Raw genomic sequence first — 18,914 nt, 5'->3', positions numbered from 1 at the left:
GCCGCCGCTCAGACCGGCGTCGGACCTTCGCCCGAGCGCTTGCGCTTGCCGCCGGTGCCGCGCGGCGCCGATTTGACGTTGGCCGCGCGCTGCGAGTGCTCACGCTCGGCGTTGTCGTCGATGAAATCCAGCACCAGCGGCCGGATGTTGTTGCGCCAGGACCGGCCCGCGAAGATGCCGTAATGGCCGGCCCCGGGCTCGAGGTGCTGGGCCTTCTTGTCATCGGGCAGGTCGGGCATCAGGTCCAGCGCGGCAAGGCACTGCCCGGGGGCCGAGATGTCGTCCTCCTCACCCTCGACGATATGCACGGCCACGTCGGTGATCTTCGAGATATCGACGGTTTCGCCGTTCACGGTGAACACGTTGCGGGCGATGTCGCGGTTCTTGAAGATCCGCTCGACGGTCGAAAGGTAGAATTCGGCCGTCATGTCCATCACCGACAGGTATTCGTCGTAGAACTTGTTGTGCTTGTCGTGGTCGCTGGCCTCGCCCTTGGCGACGCGCAGGATCTGGTTGTGGAAGGCCTGCGCGTGCTTTTCCGCGTTCATCGAGATGAAGGAAGTCAGCTGCAGAAGGCCGGGATAGACCATCCGGCCCGCGCCCGCGTATTTGAAGCCAACCCGCTGGATCACCATGTGCTCCAGCTGTCCCATTGTCACGCGGCGGCCGAAATCGGTCACCTCGGTCGCTTTCGCGTCGGGGTCCACGGGGCCGCCGATCAGCGTCAGCGTGGCGGGCTGGGCCTTGGGCTCGTGCTCGGCCAGGTAGGCGGTGGCGGCGAGCGCAAGCGGCACCGGCTGACACACCGCGATGACATTCGTGTCTGCGCCCAGGTGGCGCATGAAATCCACGAGGTAGAGGGTGTAGTCGTCGACGTCGAACTTGCCTTCCGAGACCGGGATCTCGCGCGCGTTGTGCCAGTCGGTCACGTAGATGTCGGCGTCGGGCAGAAGCGACGCGACGGTCGAGCGGAGCAGGGTGGCGTAGTGGCCCGACATGGGCGCGACCAGCAGGATCTTGCGCTCCATGGGCGCGCGGCCCGAGACCGAGAACTTGATCAGGTCGCCGAAGGCTTTCTTCACCACCGGTTCGACGGTGACGACATGGTCGCGCCCGTCCTCGCCCACGACGGTATCGATGCCCCAGTCGGGCTTGGCCACCATGCGGTCGAAACTGCGTTCGGTCACGTCGCCCCACGCCGAAAGAAGCTGGAACATGGGGTTGGGAAAGAGGCCCGTCGCCGGATATGACCCGATGGCACGGGCCGTGGCGCCCATCCATTGATAGCTGACGCGCGCCGTCTCCATCATGTCGTAGGTGAGCATATAACGCATGGCACAAGTCCTTTCGCCCGCGGTTCGCGTGGCTTTAATTCCTCAGCACGCTGGGTTAATTTCGCCACAAGAATAGGCGAAAATCGCAATGCTGCTGTGCAGCAAGCTAGATCGGAGCACACCTCATGGCAACTGGACATTCGGACAAGTCGACCGATGTGACCGAAGTTTCGGAAAAGATGGCCGAAAACATCAAGAAGCTGGAGGAACTGTCCGAGCGCCTGGTGAAGGTTCTGTCGAACAAGCGCACGGTCCCCGGTGCGTTGCAGGGGCCGGGAAGCGATCTTTACATGAAGGCCGCCACGGCCTGGATGGCCGAGATGATGTCGAACCCGTCCAAGCTGCTGGAGCACCAGATCAGCTATTGGGGCAAGTCGCTGACCCACTACGTCGAGGCGCAGCACAAGCTGGCGCGGGGTGATTTCAGCGCGCCCGAGGACCGCAGCGGTGATGATCGCCGCTTTTCGGACCCGATGTGGGCCGAGCATCCGTTCTTCAACTATCTCAAGCAGCAATACCTGTTCAACGCCCACGCCATGACCGAGGCGGTGGACAAGCTCGAAGGGCTGGACCCGGCCGACCGCAAGCGGCTGAACTATTTCAGCCAGCAGATCGTCGACATGATGAGCCCCACCAATTTCCTCGGCACCAACCCCGAGGCGCTGAGCCGCGCGGTCGAGACCGAGGGACAGAGCCTGGTGGACGGGCTGGAGAACCTGGTGCGCGATCTCGAGGCCAATGACGGCGAGCTGGTCGTTACCCTGGCCGACAAGGACGCGTTCGAGGTGGGGGGCAACCTGGCCACCACGCCGGGCAAGGTCGTCTATCGCAACCGCATGTTCGAGCTGATTCAGTACACGCCGACGACCGAGCAGGTCCACAAGACGCCGCTGCTGATCTTCCCGCCCTGGATCAACAAGTTCTACATCCTCGACCTGAAGGACAAGAACAGCCTGGTGAAGTGGATCGTCGACCAGGGTTACACCCTGTTCGTCGTCAGCTGGGTGAACCCCGACGAAAGCTACGCCGACGTCAGCCTCGGCGACTATATCGAGGAGGGGTTCCTAGAAGCGATCGCGCAGGTGAAGGAGATCACGGGCGAGCCCAAGATCAACGCCGTCGGCTACTGCATCGCCGGCACCACCCTGTCGCTCACCCTGTCGCTGCTGGAAAAGCGCGGCGAGAAGCCGATCAACTCGGCCACCTTCTTCACCACCCTCACCGACTTCTCGGACCGGGGCGAGGTTGGTGTGTTCCTGGAAGACGATTTCGTCGACGGGATCGAGCGCGAGGTCGAGCGGACGGGCGTGCTCGACAGTTTCTACATGAGCCGGACCTTCAGCTTCCTGCGCTCGAACGACCTGATCTACCAGCCCGCCATCCGCAGCTACATGATGGGGCAGACCCCGCCGGCCTTCGACCTGCTGTACTGGAACGGCGACGGGACCAACCTGCCCGGCAAGATGGCGGTCGAGTACCTGCGCGGGCTGTGCCAGGACGACAAGTTCGCCACCGAGGGCATCGAGATCCTGGGCGAGACCCTGAAGATCGGCGACGTGAAAGTGCCGCTCATGGCCATCGCCTGCGAAACCGACCACATCGCCAACTGGAAAAGCAGCTTCCGCGGTATCCAGAAGATGGGCAGCCGGTCCAAGACCTTCGTGCTGTCGGAATCCGGCCATATCGCCGGGATCATCAACCCGCCCAGCAAGAAGAAGTACGGTCACTACGTGAACGGCGACTGGAGCGGCACGCCCGAGGACTGGCAGGCGGCGGCCGAGTTCCACGAAGGGTCCTGGTGGGGCCGCTGGGGAGAGTGGCTGTCGAAGAAGTCCGGCAAGAAAATTGCCGCGCGTGCACCGGGGGATGACGGCCGGGAAATCCTCGGCGATGCGCCTGGAACCTACGTGAAGGGCCATAAAAAATAGCCGTCTCAGGGGTCTAGGGCCGGATCGGGATTTTTTGCTGCAGTGCAGAAAGACCCCTTGAAATGCCGCGCCGCAGCATGCATATTCCTTTCAGAACGCAACGGAGCCGCGTCCCCACAACTCACCGGGCTCCGAACTGAAAAGGAGACTGAATTATGGCTGCCAAGACGCAAGACTTCAGCAAGACCATCAACGAGATGATCGCCGCCATGCCCATGGACATGAGCGCGTTTCAGGACGGCTTCAAAACCTATGCCAGCTTCGGCGAGAAGATGTCGAAGGTCGCTCTGGAAGCTGCTGAGAAGTCGACCGAGATCTCGACCAAGTGGACCAAAGACACCCTGTCCAAGATGTCCGACGTGACCGTCGCCCGTGACGAGCCCACCGACTACACCAAGGCCATGACCGATTTCGCCTCGGCCCAGGCCGAGATGTCGGCCGAAACCATGGCCGCCTTCGCCGAAGTCGCGAAGAAGGTCCAGATGGAAACCGTCGAACTGATGCTGGCCGCCGGCAAGGACATGTCGGAAGACATGACCGCCGCCGCCAAGAAGGCCACCAACGACATGACCGCCGCCACCAAGAAGGCGACCGCCGCCGCCAAGTAAGGCCGCGCAGGATCCATTGCGGATCCGGTCAGAGAGACGGAAGGGGCGTGCCACCCGGCGCGCCCCTTTCTTTTTCCGCACATGCAATCTACGCTTCTGTTGCAGCGCAGAATACCCGCGAGGAATCGATGCCAGACGCCCCCAAGCCTTTGTTGATCAAGCGCTACGCCTCGCGCAGGCTCTACAACACCGAGACCAGCGATTACGTCACGCTCGAAGATATCGCGGGTTTCATCCGCGCGGGCCGGGATGTGCAGATCGTCGACCTGAAAAGCGGCGATGACCTGACGCGTCAGTACCTTCTGCAAATCGTGGCCGAGCACGAATCCAAGGGCGAATCCGTCCTGCCCCTGGCGGTGCTGACCGACCTCGTGCGCAGCTACACGACGCAGGCGCAGTCGGTGGTGCCGCAGTTCCTGGCCATGAGCTTCGACATGCTGCGCGACAGCCAGTCGAAGATGATCGACCGGGCCATGAATCCCATGTCTGCCATGCCGGGCTACGACGCTATGCAGGCGCAGCAACGGGCGTGGCTGAAAGCCGTGACCGGCGGGCTGGCCGGTGGCGACCAGGGGGAGGGCGAGACGAAGGCCGAAGAGGCCGAGCGCAAGACCGCCGAACTGGACGAGATCCGCACCCAGCTGAGCGAGCTTCAGAGCCAGCTGGCCGAGATGAACAAGAAGGGCTGAGCTTGCCCGTTCAGACGCTGATCAGCAGGTGCTCCCGCTCCCACGGCGAGATTACCTGCAGGAATTCGCCGTACTCGGCCGCCTTCACGGCGCCGTAGACCTTGCCGAACTCGTCGCCCAGCAGATCCAGCAGGGCCGCGTTGTCCCCGAATTGCTCCAACGCATCGTAAAGCCCGCGCGGGATGTCGTCGGCGCTGTCATAGGCGGTGTCTTCACGCTCGGGCCGGGGCATGTCGCCCGCCACCATCCCGAGATAGCCGCAGGCGAGCGACGCCGCGATCCCGAGATAGGGGTTGCAGTCCATGCCCGCGATCCGGTTTTCCACCCGCCGCGCCTCGGGGGTCGAGACGGGGACACGCAGGCCGACCGTGCGGTTGTCGCGGCCCCATTCCAGGTTCACCGGCGCCGAGAAGTCCCGCACGTAGCGGCGATACGAGTTCACGTAGGGCGCCAGCAACGCGATGGCGCTGGGCAGGTGCCGCTGCATACCGCCGATGAAATGCTGGAACGCCGGCGTCTCGGAGCCATCCTCGGCCGAGAAGATGTTGCGCCCGCTTTCGTCCAGTACCGAGTGGTGAATGTGCATCGAGCTTCCGGGCTCGCGCTCGATCGGCTTGGCCATGAAGGTGGCGAAGCAGTTGTGGCGCAGCGCGGCCTCGCGGATCAGGCGCTTGAAGAAGAAGATCTCGTCGGCCAGCTTCACCGGGTTGCCGTGGCGCATGTTGATTTCCAGCTGCCCAGCGCCGCCTTCCTGGGTGATGCCGTCGATCTCGAATCCCTGCGCCTCGGCGAAGTCGTAGATGTCGTCGATGACACTGCCGTACTCATCGACCGCCGACAGCGAATAGGCCTGCCGTGCCGCCGCCGCGCGGCCCGTGCGCCCCGTCATCGGCGCGATCTGCTGCGCGGGGTCCGTGTTCCGGGCGACCAGGTAGAACTCCATCTCGGGCGCCACCACCGGCGTCCAGCCGCGGGCATGATAGGCCGTGACCACGCGTTTCAGCACGTTGCGCGGCGCGAAGGGAACGGGCTCGCCCGATTGCAGGGTCATGTCGTGGATCACTTGCAGCGTCCGGTCCGCCGTCCAGGGGGCGGCGGTGGCGGTGGCGTAGTCCGGGGTCAGGATCATGTCGGGCTCGGTCGTGCCCATGGGGATGATGTCATCCGCCCAGTCGCCGGTGATCGTCTGCAGGAAGATCGACGCGGGCAGGAAGAACCGGTTCTGGCGCGCGAATTTCGGTCCGGGCATGGCCTTGCCGCGGGCGATGCCGGGCAGGTCGGCAACGATGCACTCGACCTCGTCCAGGCGATGGCCTTGCAGGTAGTCGCGGGCGGCCTCGGGGGCGTGCTTGAGCCAGTCGGTCATCTCGGATCCTTGTGGGCGCGGTAGAAATCGGCCAGCCACGCGCCGATGCGCGCGTTGTCCACCGGCTGACCTAGCCCGTCGCGCGCGCCGTCCAGCAGCGGTTCGGGCACGACGCCGCGTCCACGTGCGTCGATCAGGTCGGCGACGTAGTCGCGCCCGAACTCGGGGTGGGGCTGCAGGGTCAGGGTCGCGGGGCCGATGCGCAGACCCGCGGTCCGGGCGAAATCGTTCGTGGCGATCACCTCGGCGCCCGGCGGCAGTTGCGTCACCTGGTCCTGGTGCCACGCGTTCAGGTGTACCGTGTCGCCCTCGAGCGTGTAGGTCTGGCGTCCCACGGCCCAGCCGCCCGCGAATTTCTCGACCCGTCCGCCAAGCGCCTGCGCCACCACCTGGTGGCCGAAGCAGATGCCCACAAGCGGGCGCCCGCTGTCGTGGATCCCGCGGATGAGACGTTCCAGCGGCGCGATCCAGTCGTGATCCTCGTAGGCGCCGAATTTCGACCCCGACACCAGCCAGCCCTCGGCCGCGTCGGGTCCATCGGGGAAATCGCCGTCGAAGACGCGCCAGGTCGTCCAGTCGAAACCGGGGCCGATCAGCGCGGCGTAAAGCTCGGGGTAGCCGCCGTGGCGATCATCGAGCGCGGGTGCGGTGGGGCCGCATTGCAAAAGGCCCAAGTGCATGGTCGGTCTACTCGCCCTCGAAGGCGCAGAGCGCCTCGACCGTCATGCCCATGTCTTCCAGCCGCTTGCGCCCGCCCAGGTCCGGCAGGTCCACGATGAAGGCACAGCCGGTGACCACGCCGCCCAGCCGTTCGACCAGCTTGATGCCGGCCTCGGCCGTGCCGCCGGTGGCCAGCAGGTCGTCGACGATCAGGATGCGCTCGCCCTTGGCGATGGCGTCGTCATGCACCTCCATCGTGGCCGAGCCGTATTCCAGCTGGTACTCCTGCGACAGCGTCGCGGCGGGCAGCTTGCCCTTCTTGCGGATCGGCACGAACCCGACGGACAGCTGGTGCGCGACGGCGCCGCCCAGAATGAAGCCGCGCGCCTCGAGGCCCACGACCTTGTCGATCCGCTGATCGGCGAAGGGATGGAGCAGCTGGTCGATGCACATGCGAAACCCGCGCGGATCGGCGAACAGCGTCGTCACGTCGCGGAACATGATCCCCTCGTGCGGGAAATCGGGGATCGTGCGGATGTAGTCGCGCAGGGTCTTCCGGGCCATGGGCATCCTTTCAACACGCAAGGAACGGTCGGGCGCGGCTTAGCACCCTTTGCGCGGCGGGGAAACGGGCTGTGGGGCGACGGCGGAGTCGGGAACCCGGCCGTGTCGACGCCCTGTCCCGACGGTTGCATGCGGTGTGGGAGCGGGCCGATCCGCGCTGCCTGCGATCCGGGGGTGGGACGCTGCACCGTGTGGCTGTGCAGCGCCCCCGTCCCGTGGGGGAACGCGGTCTTTGGGGGACCCACCCGAACCCTGCGCCAGCAAGGTAAAGGAAGTGTTAAGTGCTGCCGAGCACGCGGCCGGCCACGGCATCGAGCCTGGCCACCACCTCGGGGTGGCGGTGATCGGGCGCGGTCATGATCGCGTATTCGAGCGCCCGGTCGCAGCCGTGGGGGCAGGGCTCACGCGCGCCGCCCAGAAGGCCGGGCAGGCGCGCCACCAGTCCGCGCGCCGCGTCGGCATTGGCCCCCAGCGTCGCGATGATGTCCGAGATGTCGACCGAGCCATGGTCCGGGTGCCAGCTGTCGTAGTCGGTGATCATGGCGACGCTGGCATAGCAGATCTCGGCCTCGCGGGCGAGCTTGGCCTCGGGCATGTTGGTCATCCCGATCACGTCTGCGCCCCAGGCCTCGCGGTACATCTTCGATTCGGCGGCCGAGCTGAACTGCGGTCCCTCCATCGCCAGGTAGGTGCCGCCGTCGTGCACCGTCACGCCCTGCGCCTTGGCGGCCTCGAAGCAGGCCTTCCCGAGCCGCGGGCAGGTGGGGTGCGCCACGCTCACATGGGCGACGCAACCGGTGCCGAAGAACGACTTTTCGCGCGCGAAGGTGCGGTCGATGAACTGGTCGACGATGACGAAATCGCCGGGCGCCATTTCTTCGCGGAAGGATCCGCAGGCCGAGACGCTGACGATGTCGGTAACGCCCATCCGCTTCATCGCGTCGATATTGGCACGATAGGGGACGGTGGTCGGCGAATGCACGTGGCCGCGTCCGTGGCGCGGCAGGAAGACCATGGCAACGCCGTCCAGCGTGCCGGTCAGCACCTTGTCCGACGGTTCGCCCCACGGCGTTTCGACCCCGACCCAACGGGCGTCCTCCAGCCCCTCGATCTGGTAGACGCCCGATCCGCCGATGATCCCGATAACGGTCTTGTCCATGGCCCTGCGCCTCCGTGCCCGTTGCTGCCCGCGGCAGGATGCCCGCGGGTCGTCCGGATGAAAAGGGGCATGCCCCGTCGTGTCGGGGCCGGCTTGAGGCACCCGCAACGCGGGTATGCGCGGCACGGTGTCCACGGTTAGATCGGGGGCTGGCGATTTTCCGCCCGTGTGTTATGTGAGCGGCAACAAACAATGTGACGGGGCTGCTGTGCGGCCCCGTCCGTGCTTTGGCCCCCCTGCGCACCACGGTGCCCCACGCACATCGAAGGAGAAGGACATGGCCGGTTCTCTCATGGCCGCCCTCGGCGATGCCATCACACCGAAAAAGCCGCGCGGCGCGACCGATCCGCGTCAGATCAAGACCGAGATCCTTTCGGGCCTGACTGTCGCTTTGGCGCTGGTCCCCGAGGCGGTGGCCTTCGCCTTCGTCGCGGGCGTGCCGCCGCTGGTCGGGCTCTACGCGGCCTTCATCGTGGGGCTGATCACCGCCGTTCTGGGCGGACGGCCCGGCATGATCTCGGGCGCGACGGGTGCGCTGGCCGTGGTGATGGTCAGCCTCGTGGCGCAGCACGGGATCGAGTACCTGTTCGCCACGGTGGTCCTGATGGGTCTGATCCAGATCTTCGTGGGCGTGATGCGATGGGGCAAGTTCATCCGCCTGGTGCCGCACCCGGTGATGCTGGGCTTCGTCAACGGCCTGGCCATCGTGATCTTCCTGGCGCAGCTGACGCAGTTCCAGGTGCCGGGCACCGCCGAAGTCACGGGCCACGGCATGTCCGGCGGCGAATGGCTGTCGGGGCCGCGGCTTTACCTGATGCTGGCGCTGGTGGCGCTGACCATGGCGATCATCTGGGGCCTGCCGAAGCTGACCACGATCATCCCGGCCCCGCTGGCCGGCATCGGCGTCGTGGCCGTGGTCGTGATCGGGCTGGGGCTCGACACGCCGCTGGTGGGCGACCTGGCCTCGATCGAGGGCGGTCTGCCGCCGTTCCACATCCCCGCCGTTCCGCTGACCCTCGAGACGCTCCAGATCATCCTGCCCTACGCCGTGATCCTGGCGGCCATCGGCCTGATCGAATCGCTGCTGACGCTGAACCTCGTGGGCGAGATCACCGGCCAGCGCGGCGGGGCGTCGAAGGAATGCGTGGCCCAAGGCGCGGCGAACACCGTGACCGGCTTCTTCGGCGGCATGGGGGGCTGCGCCATGATCGGCCAGTCGATGATCAACGTGAACTCGGGCGGGCGGATGCGCCTGTCGGGCATCTCGGCCGCGCTGTTCCTGCTGTGCTTCATCCTGTTCGCCGCGCCGGTGATCGAGCTGGTGCCGCTCGCGGCGCTGGTGGGCGTGATGTTCATGGTCGTGATCGGCACCTTCGCGTGGAATTCGCTGAAGATCCTGACCAAGGTGCCGTTCGTGGATGCCTTCGTCATCGTGCTGGTAACGGCGGTGACCGTGGCCTACGACCTTGCCACCGCCGTGGTGGTGGGCGTGATCGTGTCGGCGCTGGCCTATGCGTGGCAGAACGCAAGCCGCATCCGCGCGCGCACCCACGTCACGCCCGAGGGCGCCAAGGTCTACGCGGTGGACGGCCCGCTGTTCTTCGGCTCGGCCGAGGGCTTTTCCGAGCTGTTCGACCCCGAGACCGACCCCAAGCTGGTGATCGTCGACTTCGCCAATTCGCGCGTGGCGGACCAGTCGGCCCTGACCGCGATCGAGGCCGTGGCCGCCAAGTACGAGGCGGCGGGCAAGAAGCTGGAACTGCGCCACCTGAGCCGCGACTGCCATTACCTGCTGAAGAAGGCCGGGCAGTTGATGACCGACAGCGAGGACGATCCCGACTACGCGCTGGCCGTGGATTACGGCGTGCGCACCGGCCAGCTGGGCGCGGGTCACTAGGGTTTCGTGGCTTGATCGATGGACGCGCCGGGGGCGGCTCACTGCCCCGGCGCGTCAACGCACCCATGGCCGGATCGGTGTGAGGCCTAGGGCGCCAGCCGCGCCAGCGCGGCGACGTCACCGGCCTGAAGCGCGCCCGCCGCCTGCGCGATCCGCTCGATGGGCCAATCCCACCACGCCAGATCCAGCAGCCGCGCCACCGTCGGCGCGTCGAAGCGCATCCGCACCACCCGCGCCGGGTTGCCGGTGGCCACGGCATAGGCCGGGATCTCGCCCCGCACCACGCTGCCCGCGCCGATGATCGCGCCGCTGCCGATCCGCGCGCCGGGCGCAATTAGGCTGCCGTAACCGGTCCAGACATCGTGGCCCAGCACGATATCCCGGCGGTCGGGGCTGTAGCCGGTCAGCGTCGCGGGATCGAAGACCGGGAAGGGGTAGGTGCTGATCCCCCGCGTGGCGTGGTTGGCCGAGGCGGTGATGAAGCGCGTGCCCTCGGCGATCTGGCAGAATCGCCCGATCACCAGCCGGTCGGGCGCCCCGGGGTAGAGATACGGGGCGAGGGAGGCGGCCCAGTCCTCGGGCGGCGGCGTGGCCGAGGCATAGGGGTAATCCCCCACCGCGATATTCGGATGGTCGAGGACGCGCGACAGGTGCACGGTGCCCCGGTGGGCCGTGCCGTCGGGCAGGGTGATCGGATGGGTTGCGGTCGCGTCCGGAAGGGACGCGCGGGAAGGCGTGTCTTGCATGGCTCTGTCCTTGCTGAGGTCGTTTTGATCGGTCTCAGGCGGTCAGGTCCATGGCTCCCTCCATCAATTGCCAGATCAGCCTAGTCGTCCGGGCGCATCAATTCAAACGCTTCCCGCACGACGGTGTAATCACGGTAGCCCATCCGCGACAGCGGGTTGAACGACAGCACGTCGAAGCGGCCATCCTTCACGCAGTCGTCGCGCAGGTGGATGCCGGTCACCTCGCCCAGGACAAGGAAGTTGTGCGCCCCTTCAAGCTTCACGATCTGGGTCAGCTTGCATTCCAGCGCCGCCGGCGCAGCGGCGACGCGGGCGCAATCGATCGTCTCGCATTCCTCTTTCTCCAGACCCGCGTGGGCGAATTCGTCGGTGCCGGCGGGCAGGGCGCTGGACGACGCGTTCATCGCGTCGCGCAGGTCGTAAGGCACGATGTTGACGCAGAAGACACGGGTCTCGCGGATATTGGCGACGCTGTCCTTGGTGTCGCCGCGATCCTCCTTGGCCGAGGTCGAGGCGAACATCACCTGCGGCGGTGTGTAGGCGACCGCGTTGAAGAAGGAATAGGGGGCGAGGTTGTCCGTCCCGTCATCGTCCCGCGACGAGATCCAGCCGATGGGCCGTGGCGTGACGATCGCGCCGAACGGGTTGTGGGGCAATGGATGGCCATCGGCGGGGCGGTAGAACATCGGGATCCTCTCAAGCTGTTTCCCCGAACTTAGCACCGTGCTACGCGCTGCCCACGGGGAAGATGGGGCGAAACCACTGCACGGTCTGAGCGAGGAAAAACCAACGGATGTGTGGGAGGTCGAGGCGCTGTTCGACCTGAGCTTCGCGCCCGGGCGCACGGCCCTGTCGTCCTATCGGCTGCGCGACGGCGTCCCGCCGGTGGCGCCCCTGTGCCTGGTGATCCGCGACGAGGGCGGGATCCTCGGCGGCGCCATCCGCGTCTGGCCGGTCCGCGTGGGCGACGCGCATGACGCGCTGCTTCTGGGCCCCGTGGCGGTGCACCCCACCCGGCAGGGCGAGGGCCTCGGCGCGCAGCTGATCCGCGAGGTCATCGCGCGGGCCCGCGCCATGGGGGCCTCTCGCCTGATGCTGGTGGGCGACGCGCCCTATTACGGCCGGTTCGGCTTCGACCGGCTGGACGGGGTCGAGATGCCGCCCCCCACCAACCCCGACCGGGTGCTCGGCTGCGACCTGGTGCCGGGCGGCTGGGAAGGCGTCACCGGTCCGGTCACCCGCCCGGTCTGAGCCATCTTGTCGCGGGCGCGTTCTGCCCCCATCTTTCAGCGATGGACCAGACCGACCGCAAGCCGCCCGCCCAGACCGACACCCTGTCGCCCGAGACCGAGGCCGCGCTCGCCGTGCTGGCGCGCCGCTTCAAGGCGGCCGACAACGTGGGCATGCAGGTGCTGAGCCTCGTGGGCGGCCAGGCCGAGGACCTGATCGAGAAGCTGCCGCAATCGGTGCGCGGTCAGCTGGACCGGGCCACCAAGCGCGCGCTGGAAACCGCGTTCGACGCGGCCAGCGTGTCGCGCACGCGGCTATCCGACAGGCCCGACTGGCTGAATACCGCGACCACCACGGCCATGGGCGCGGCCGGGGGCGCGGGCGGGCTGCCCACCGCGCTGGCCGAACTGCCGGTGACGACCACGGTGCTGTTGCGCGCGATCCAGGGTATCGCGGCCGATCTGGGCTTCGATACCGACGATCCCACCGTGCGGGCGCATTGCCTGCAGATCTTCTCGGCCGCGGGGCCGCTGTCGCGCGACGACGGCACCGACATGGCGTTCCTCTCGGCGCGCGTGACGCTGACCGGCGCGGCGATCCACGGCATCATCGCCCGCGTCGCGCCGCGGTTGGCGCTGGTGCTGGGCCAGAAACTGGCGGCGCAGACCGTCCCGGTGATCGGCGCGGTGGCGGGCGCCGCCACGAACTATGCCTTCACCAGCTATTACCAGGACATGGCGCGGGTCTATTTCGGGCTGCGGGCGCTGGCGCGCGATGCCGATGTCCCGGTCGATGTGCTGCTGCGCGAATTCCGCCTGCTGGTCGATCCGCCGCGAATGATCGTCTGACGGCCGTCGGGCGGCCTTGCCCGGGAACCGGCTTCATCTTTCCATAAATACCTGTTGCCCGGCGTTGGCCATTTGCCCCGTCGCCACGACACATGCGCTCAGCCCTGGGCCAGCGCCTTGCTCAGCCACTCGGTCACGGCAGGGCGGACCGACTGCGCGCCGCTCTCCCGGGCGTCGTCGATCACGGCCCGCGCCTCGTTCAGGTCCACGCGGCGCAGCAGGTGCTTGACCGGTCCGATCGAGGCCGGTCGCATCGACAGCGACCGCAGGCCCATGGCCGCGAAACACAGCGCCTCGACCGGGCGGCCCGCATCCTCGCCACAGAAGCTGACGGGTGTGTCGGCCTCGGCGCAACGGTTCGCGACGGTTTCGATGAGTGTCAGGAAGCTGACATTCAGCGTGTCATAGCGGCGGCGCACGCGTTCGTTCTCGCGGTCGGCCGCGAAGAAGAACTGCTTCAGGTCGTTGCCGCCGATCGAGATGAAATCGGCCATCTCGAAGAACTGGCGCGGTGCGAAGGCCAGGCTGGGGGTTTCCAGCATGGCGCCGATCTCGAGCTGTTCGGGCAGGACGTGGCCCAGCTTCCGTTCGCGCTCGATCTCGTCGAGCAAGTGCTGTCGCGCTTCGCGGAATTCGTCGAACTGGGCGATAAATGGGAACATCACGCGTAGCGGGCGGCCGTTCGCGGCGCGGATCAGCGCCTGAAGCTGCATCCGCATGATGCCCTTCTTGTCCAGCCCCACCCGGATCGCCCGCCATCCCAGCGCCGGGTTCGGCTCTTCGGGGCGCTTCATGTAGGGCAGAACCTTGTCCGACCCGATATCGAGCGTTCGGAACGTCACCGGCTTGCCGTGCGCCGCGTCCAGCACGCGGGAATAGAGCGCGGCGAGATCGCCCCGGCGCGGCACGTTGGAGCGGGCGAGGAACTGCAACTCGGTCCGGAACAGGCCCACCCCCTCGGCGCCCGAGTTCTCGAGGCTGGGAAGGTCGGCCATCAGCCCCGCGTTCATCGTCAGGCCAATCGTGGCGCCGCACAGCGTCGTCGCGGGCTTGTCGCGCAGGTCGGCATAGCGTTCCTGCGCCTTGGCCTGCATCGCCATCTTGTCGCGGAAAGCGGCCATGATGTTGTCTTCGGGGCGCAGGTGCACGATGCCCTGCTCGCCATCCAAAAGGATCGGGTCGCCGTTCAGCGCCTCGGTCGTGATGTGATCGGCGCGGATGATCAGCGGGATCGCCAGCGCGCGGGCCACCACGGCGGCGTGGCTGCCGACCGATCCCTGCTCCAGCACGATGCCGCGCAGGCTGCGCCCGTAATCCAGAAGCTCGCCCGGGCCGATGTTCCGCGCCACAAGGATGGGCTTCGGCGGCATCTCGGCCCCGGTCTCGCGCCCCTGGCCCGTCAGGATCCGCAGCAGCCGACGCGACAGGTCGTCGAGGTCGGACATGCGTTCGCGCATGTAGGCGTCGGGCGCGTTCTGCAGCCGGGCGCGGGCGGCGGATTGTTCCTTCTCGACCGCGGCTTCGGCCGACAGGCCCAGCTTGATGTCCTCGCACATGCGCTGCATCCAGCCGCGCGAATGGGCGAACATGCGATAGGTTTCCAGCACGGCGCGCTGTTCCTTGTCGCTCATGGCGGACGCGGTCAGCATCTCGTCGACCTTGGCGCGCAGCTCTTCCACGGCGGTGGTCAGGCGCTCGGTCTCGCGGTCGGGGTCCTCGGCGATGGGGTTGGTGACGACCACGCGCGGCTCGTGCAGCCAGACGTTGCCCTCGGCCGTGCCTTCCTGCCCGACGCCGCCACGGATCATGACGGGGTGCTGGTGGCGGGCCGAAAGCGCGGCACCCTCGCCGGTGAAGGCGCCCAGCTCGGTCATCTCGGCCAGGACCATGGCCACGACTTCCAGCGCGTAGACCTCGTCGTCGGAATATTGCCGCGCCTCGCGCGACTGAACGACCAGCACGCCCAGCGTTTCGCCCAGCCGCTGGATCGGGATGCCGAGGAAGGACGAATACGCCTCTTCCCCCGTTTCGGGCATGTAGCGGAACCCCTTGGTGGCGGGGGCGTCGGCGGTGTTGATCGCCTTGGCTTGCCGCGCGACACGGCCCACTAGCCCCTCGCCCAGCCGCATCCGGGTCTGGTGAACCGCCTCGGGCTTCAGGCCCTCGGTCGCGCACAATTCCAGCGTGTCGGCATCGCGGAACAGGTAGATCGAGCAGACCTCGGTCTCCATCGAGGCGGCGATCAACTGAACGATGCGGTCAAGCCGCGCCTGGCCCGCGCTGTCCTCGGCCAGGGCATCGCGAAGGCGGCCCAGCAGCTTGCGGCTTTCGCTTTCGGTCGTTTGTGCCATCGGAGCCGCATCTCTTCTGAAATTGCCGCGTATCTATAGCGGCTCTGCCACCCCTTGGGGAGGGGGGGCTTGGTAATTCGTGCCGTGGCGGTCAATGCTGTTGCAACGGAAGGGGTGGTCCGATGATGAAACGCGCAATTGCGTTGCTGGTGCTGCTGCAACTGGCGGCCGTCTTCGGCGTACTGGGGCTGAGCTATGTCACGGGGCAGGGGATCATCCTGACCTATGCCGACCGGCTGACGCAGCGGATCGCCCGTGACACCACGGCGTTCACCACCGAGTTCCTGACCCCGGCCGCCGACGCGGCGCTGCTGACGCGCAGGCTCGCGCGCTCGCAAGTGCTGGCGACCGCGGACCGGGACCGGCTGGCGCGGTATTTCTTCGAGATCCTGCAAACGCGCAGCGACTTCTCGGGGCTTTACCTGGGGCGGCCCGATGGCAGCTTCACCTTCGTGTCACGCGACGAGGATCCCGCCACGGCGCCCTTCAGCGTGAAACAGGTCATGACACGGCCCGGCCGCGAGGTGACGCTGGTCGGCGTGGACGCGCGCTTCGTGCCCCGCAACCCCCGGACGGACCCCGACGACGACTACGATCCGCGAACACGGCCCTGGTACGTGGCAGCTGCGCGGCAGGACGGCGTGGCCTGGACCGCGCCCTATGTCTTCTTCACCTCGCGCCGGCCCGGCATCACCGTCTCGGCGCCGGTGACGGGGGGCATCAACGGCGAGTTTCGGGGCGTGGTCGGCGTGGATATCGAGATCGACGCGCTGTCGGCCTTCCTCGAGACGCTGGACATCAGCGCCCGGGGCGCGGCGGCGATCGTGGCGCAGGATGGCACGATCATCGCCCATCGCGATCCGGAACTGCTTGTCCCGGCCGAGGGCGATAGCCTGCGCCTGGCGACCCTCGCGGACGGGGATGACCCCATCCTCGCGCGGGCCGCGGACAGCATCGAGGGGGGCATCGACGACCTTTTCCCGGGCGAAATCCGCCTGGCGCGGTTCCAGGCGGGCGGCGAGACCTGGCGCGGCGCCGTTCAGCGCCTGCCGCTCGAGCGGACGCCCTGGACGGTGATGATCTATCTGCCCGAGGCCGATATCCTCGGGCCGCTTTCGGGGCTCGTGCGCCGCGCGGCCGCGCTCGGCCTGATCGCCGCCGCGCTGACGGTGTTCGTGCTGGTCGTGTTCGGGCGGCGGATGCTGCGCGGCTAGGGGCGCGTCAGCCCGCCTTTTCCAGCTCGAACGTGTCGTGCAGCGCCTGCACGGCCAGCTCCATGTATTTCCGGTCGATCAGGACGCTGATCTTGATCTCGGACGTGGTGATGACCTTGATGTTCACGTTCTCGTCGCGCAGCGACTTGAACATGCGGGCGGCGACACCGGCGTGGCTGCGCATGCCGATGCCCACCACCGAGACCTTCGCGACCTCGGTGTCGGCCACCAGGTCGTGGTAGGCGATCTCGCCCCGTTCCTTGGCCTGGGCCATGGCCTGCTCGGCCCGCTTCACCTGGTCGACGGGGCACGAGAAGGTCATGTCGGTGCGGCCTTCCTCGCTGATGTTCTGCACGATCATGTCGACGTTCACGCCGGCCTCGGCCAGCGGTCCGAAGATCGCGGCGGCGATGCCGGGGCGGTCGGCCACGCTGATCAGCGTCATCTTCGCCTCGTCGCGGGAATAGGCGACACCGGCAACCACGTTGTTTTCCATGACTTCGTCCTCTTCGCAGACCAGCGTTCCGGCGGTTTCATCGTATTCGTCGAACGAGCTCAGCACCCTGAGCTTGACCTTGTAGCGCATCGCCAGCTCGACCGAGCGGGTTTGCAGTACCTTGGCACCCAGGCTCGCCAGTTCCAGCATCTCCTCGAAGGCGATGCGGTCGAGCTTGCGGGCCTTCGACGTGATCCGCGGGTCGGTGGTATAGACCCCGTCCACGTCGGTGTAGATGTCGCAGCGCACCGCGTCGAAGGCGGCGGCGAAGGCCACGGCGGTGGTGTCCGAGCCGCCGCGCCCCAGCGTGGTGATGCGGCCCTCGGGGCTGATCCCCTGGAAGCCCGCGACCACCGCCACGCGCATGCCCTGGCCGAACTTGGCGTTCAGGTTGTCGGTCGGGATCTCCTCGATCCGGGCCGCGCCATGGGCGCCGTTGGTCTTGAGCGGCACCTGCCAGCCCTGCCAGCTGCGCGCGGGGATATCCATTTCCTGCAGGGTCAGCGCCATGAGGCCCGCGGTCACGTTCTCGCCCGAGCTGACCACGGCGTCGTATTCGCGCGCGTCGAACAGCGGCGAGGTCTCGCCGACCCAGCCCACCAGCTCGTTCGTCTTGCCCGACATGGCCGAGACGATGACGATCACGTCGTGGCCGTTCGCCACCTCGCGCCCCACGCGCTTGGCCGCGCGCTTGATCCGATCCAGCGTCGCGACCGACGTGCCGCCGAATTTCATCACCAGCACCGACATGGCGCCCCCTTCCTGACATTCCGCGCGTGTGTATGTTTTGGGCAGGGCGGGCGCAAGCGTCGGCTCGCCCCGGGGCCATCGCGCCCTAGGTGTCCTGCCAAGGGGAGAGCGACACCTCCATGGCCGACAACGACGCCGATGAAAGCAGAAGTCCCGTCCTCCGGGCGTACGGCTGGTTCGAGAGACTGGTCTCGGGCGTCATCCTGGTCGGCATGATGATGGTCGTCCTGCTGGCGGTGTATTCGTTCCTGCGCACGGTCATCGGCGTCACGCTGGCCGAGAATGCCGAGCTGGATTACGTGCAATTCCAGACCTTGTTCGACCGGGTCCTGGCCGCGGTCATCGCGGTGGAGCTCGCGCATTCGATCCGGCAGATGGTGTCGGGCGACCACGGTTTCGGGCAGCTTCGCACCGTCATCACGATCGGCATGCTGGCGGTGGTGCGAAAGCTCATCGTGCTCGAGGTCGACAACGCGACCGGCAGCTTCCTCCTGGGCATCGCGGCGGCCGTGCTGGCGCTGGCGCTGGGCCTCGTCGCGATCCGCTGGATCGAGGACCGGCGCGGCGTCACCAGCGATTCGGGCTAGGGCAAAGCGCCCCGCTTGCCCCAAGGGACGTTAGAGCACGATCGCGCAGGACCGGATTTCGCCGTGACGACCGCCCATCGCCTCGGTCAATGCCAGCATAGGGCCGTTATCCGAAGCCGTCGCCCACCAGACGAAGTTCCGCCGACGGGCGCGCGCGTGGTCGATCACATGCTGCAGCAGTCGCTGGCCCAGCCCGTGCCGCCGGGCTTCGGGTCGCACGTAGATGTCGCACAGATGGGTGCCGGGCAGGAAAGACGCCGGGTCGAACGTGTCCTGGAACAAGACGTAGCCGGTGGACCCGGGATTGATGACGGCACAGAACAGGCGCGGCGCGTCATCGCCGTGCAGCCGGTCCCGCAACGCGCCGGCGGTCAGGGCGGGGGCCGGCTCGCCCCGCTCGGCCCGCATGGCGAACGCCATCTCGACGACCAGCGGAAGCTGGTCGTCGGACGGTTCGGATATGGTCGACAAGCTGTCGGTCAAGGCC

Annotated in this window: 18 protein-coding genes; 8 read left to right on the top strand and 10 right to left on the bottom strand. The window is 67.2% G+C overall.

The window, feature by feature from the left end; genetic code table 11:
• Positions 1 to 8 precede the first annotated feature (8 nt).
• Positions 9 to 1,334 (bottom strand): polyhydroxyalkanoate depolymerase, encoded by a 1,326-nt coding sequence (gene phaZ, locus BUB76_RS08075; RefSeq protein ID WP_073128254.1) that lies wholly within the window; start codon positions 1,332 to 1,334, stop codon positions 9 to 11.
• Positions 1,335 to 1,459: 125 nt separating this feature from the next.
• On the opposite strand from phaZ, the gene phaC reads away from it, so the two are divergent.
• From phaC to phaR, 3 genes are all read left to right on the top strand, one after another.
• A complete protein-coding gene (gene phaC / locus BUB76_RS08070; protein ID WP_073128253.1) occupies positions 1,460 to 3,262 on the top strand; it encodes a class I poly(R)-hydroxyalkanoic acid synthase in 1,803 nt (600 codons plus the stop codon).
• Positions 3,263 to 3,417: 155 nt separating this feature from the next.
• The gene (locus BUB76_RS08065; protein ID WP_073128252.1) at positions 3,418 to 3,870 is read left to right on the top strand and encodes a phasin family protein; all 453 of its coding nucleotides are present in this window, start codon (positions 3,418 to 3,420) and stop codon (positions 3,868 to 3,870) included.
• 128 nt (positions 3,871 to 3,998) lie between these two features.
• A complete protein-coding gene (gene phaR, locus BUB76_RS08060) occupies positions 3,999 to 4,559 on the top strand; it encodes a polyhydroxyalkanoate synthesis repressor PhaR (protein ID WP_073128251.1) in 561 nt (186 codons plus the stop codon).
• A 10-nt stretch (positions 4,560 to 4,569) separates the two neighbouring features.
• Here phaR and BUB76_RS08055 read toward each other — a convergent pair whose 3' ends face one another.
• From BUB76_RS08055 to BUB76_RS08040, 4 genes are all read right to left on the bottom strand, one after another.
• The gene (locus BUB76_RS08055; protein WP_073128250.1) at positions 4,570 to 5,925 is read right to left on the bottom strand and encodes a glutamine synthetase family protein; all 1,356 of its coding nucleotides are present in this window, start codon (positions 5,923 to 5,925) and stop codon (positions 4,570 to 4,572) included.
• The gene (locus BUB76_RS08050; RefSeq protein ID WP_073128249.1) at positions 5,922 to 6,605 is read right to left on the bottom strand and encodes a type 1 glutamine amidotransferase; all 684 of its coding nucleotides are present in this window, start codon (positions 6,603 to 6,605) and stop codon (positions 5,922 to 5,924) included. The genes BUB76_RS08055 and BUB76_RS08050 overlap by 4 nt, the downstream gene beginning before the upstream one ends.
• 7 nt (positions 6,606 to 6,612) lie before the next feature.
• A complete protein-coding gene (locus BUB76_RS08045) occupies positions 6,613 to 7,149 on the bottom strand; it encodes an adenine phosphoribosyltransferase (protein ID WP_073128248.1) in 537 nt (178 codons plus the stop codon).
• Positions 7,150 to 7,426: 277 nt separating this feature from the next.
• Positions 7,427 to 8,308, bottom strand: a complete 882-nt coding sequence (locus BUB76_RS08040) for an S-methyl-5'-thioadenosine phosphorylase (protein WP_073128247.1) — start codon at positions 8,306 to 8,308, stop codon at positions 7,427 to 7,429.
• Between the two features lie 277 nt (positions 8,309 to 8,585).
• On the opposite strand from BUB76_RS08040, the gene BUB76_RS08035 reads away from it, so the two are divergent.
• A complete protein-coding gene (locus BUB76_RS08035) occupies positions 8,586 to 10,205 on the top strand; it encodes a SulP family inorganic anion transporter (RefSeq protein WP_073128246.1) in 1,620 nt (539 codons plus the stop codon).
• An 86-nt stretch (positions 10,206 to 10,291) separates the two neighbouring features.
• Here BUB76_RS08035 and BUB76_RS08030 read toward each other — a convergent pair whose 3' ends face one another.
• Together BUB76_RS08030 and BUB76_RS08025 are read right to left on the bottom strand one after the other, a co-directional pair.
• Positions 10,292 to 10,951, bottom strand: a complete 660-nt coding sequence (locus tag BUB76_RS08030) for a CatB-related O-acetyltransferase (RefSeq protein WP_084140591.1) — start codon at positions 10,949 to 10,951, stop codon at positions 10,292 to 10,294.
• Positions 10,952 to 11,031: 80 nt separating this feature from the next.
• Positions 11,032 to 11,637 carry a flavin reductase family protein gene (locus BUB76_RS08025; protein ID WP_073128245.1) on the bottom strand — a complete coding sequence of 202 codons (606 nt, stop codon included), beginning with the start codon at positions 11,635 to 11,637 and terminating at the stop codon, positions 11,032 to 11,034.
• A 76-nt stretch (positions 11,638 to 11,713) separates the two neighbouring features.
• Here BUB76_RS08025 and BUB76_RS08020 point away from each other — a divergent pair, with 76 nt between their 5' ends.
• Together BUB76_RS08020 and BUB76_RS08015 are read left to right on the top strand one after the other, a co-directional pair.
• Positions 11,714 to 12,202: a GNAT family N-acetyltransferase gene (locus BUB76_RS08020; RefSeq protein WP_073128371.1), complete on the top strand. Its 489-nt coding sequence runs from the start codon at positions 11,714 to 11,716 to the stop codon at positions 12,200 to 12,202.
• A 41-nt stretch (positions 12,203 to 12,243) separates the two neighbouring features.
• Positions 12,244 to 13,029, top strand: coding sequence for an EcsC family protein (locus tag BUB76_RS08015; protein ID WP_073128244.1), 786 nt, complete (start codon positions 12,244 to 12,246; stop codon positions 13,027 to 13,029).
• 98 nt (positions 13,030 to 13,127) lie between these two features.
• Here the strand turns inward: BUB76_RS08015 and ptsP are convergent, their stop codons facing one another.
• A complete protein-coding gene (gene ptsP / locus BUB76_RS08010; RefSeq protein ID WP_073128243.1) occupies positions 13,128 to 15,380 on the bottom strand; it encodes a phosphoenolpyruvate--protein phosphotransferase in 2,253 nt (750 codons plus the stop codon).
• 125 nt (positions 15,381 to 15,505) lie between these two features.
• Between ptsP and BUB76_RS08005 the strand changes: the two genes are divergently transcribed.
• Positions 15,506 to 16,594, top strand: coding sequence for a PDC sensor domain-containing protein (locus BUB76_RS08005; RefSeq protein WP_175550281.1), 1,089 nt, complete (start codon positions 15,506 to 15,508; stop codon positions 16,592 to 16,594).
• A gap of 7 nt (positions 16,595 to 16,601) precedes the next feature.
• Here BUB76_RS08005 and BUB76_RS08000 read toward each other — a convergent pair whose 3' ends face one another.
• Positions 16,602 to 17,840: an aspartate kinase gene (locus BUB76_RS08000; protein ID WP_073128241.1), complete on the bottom strand. Its 1,239-nt coding sequence runs from the start codon at positions 17,838 to 17,840 to the stop codon at positions 16,602 to 16,604.
• Positions 17,841 to 17,959: 119 nt separating this feature from the next.
• Here BUB76_RS08000 and BUB76_RS07995 point away from each other — a divergent pair, with 119 nt between their 5' ends.
• Positions 17,960 to 18,427 (top strand): phosphate-starvation-inducible PsiE family protein, encoded by a 468-nt coding sequence (locus BUB76_RS07995; protein WP_073128240.1) that lies wholly within the window; start codon positions 17,960 to 17,962, stop codon positions 18,425 to 18,427.
• Between the two features lie 30 nt (positions 18,428 to 18,457).
• On the opposite strand, the gene BUB76_RS07990 is transcribed toward BUB76_RS07995, so the two are convergent.
• Entirely contained in the window at positions 18,458 to 18,898 is a 441-nt protein-coding gene (locus tag BUB76_RS07990) for a GNAT family N-acetyltransferase (RefSeq protein ID WP_139250815.1), read from the bottom strand.
• Between the last annotated feature and the right edge of the window lie 16 nt (positions 18,899 to 18,914).

Origin of the sequence: Palleronia salina (assembly GCF_900141995.1) — a bacterium.
Classification (GTDB): domain Bacteria; phylum Pseudomonadota; class Alphaproteobacteria; order Rhodobacterales; family Rhodobacteraceae; genus Palleronia; species Palleronia salina.
This window is presented reverse-complemented; position numbering and strand designations above follow the sequence as displayed.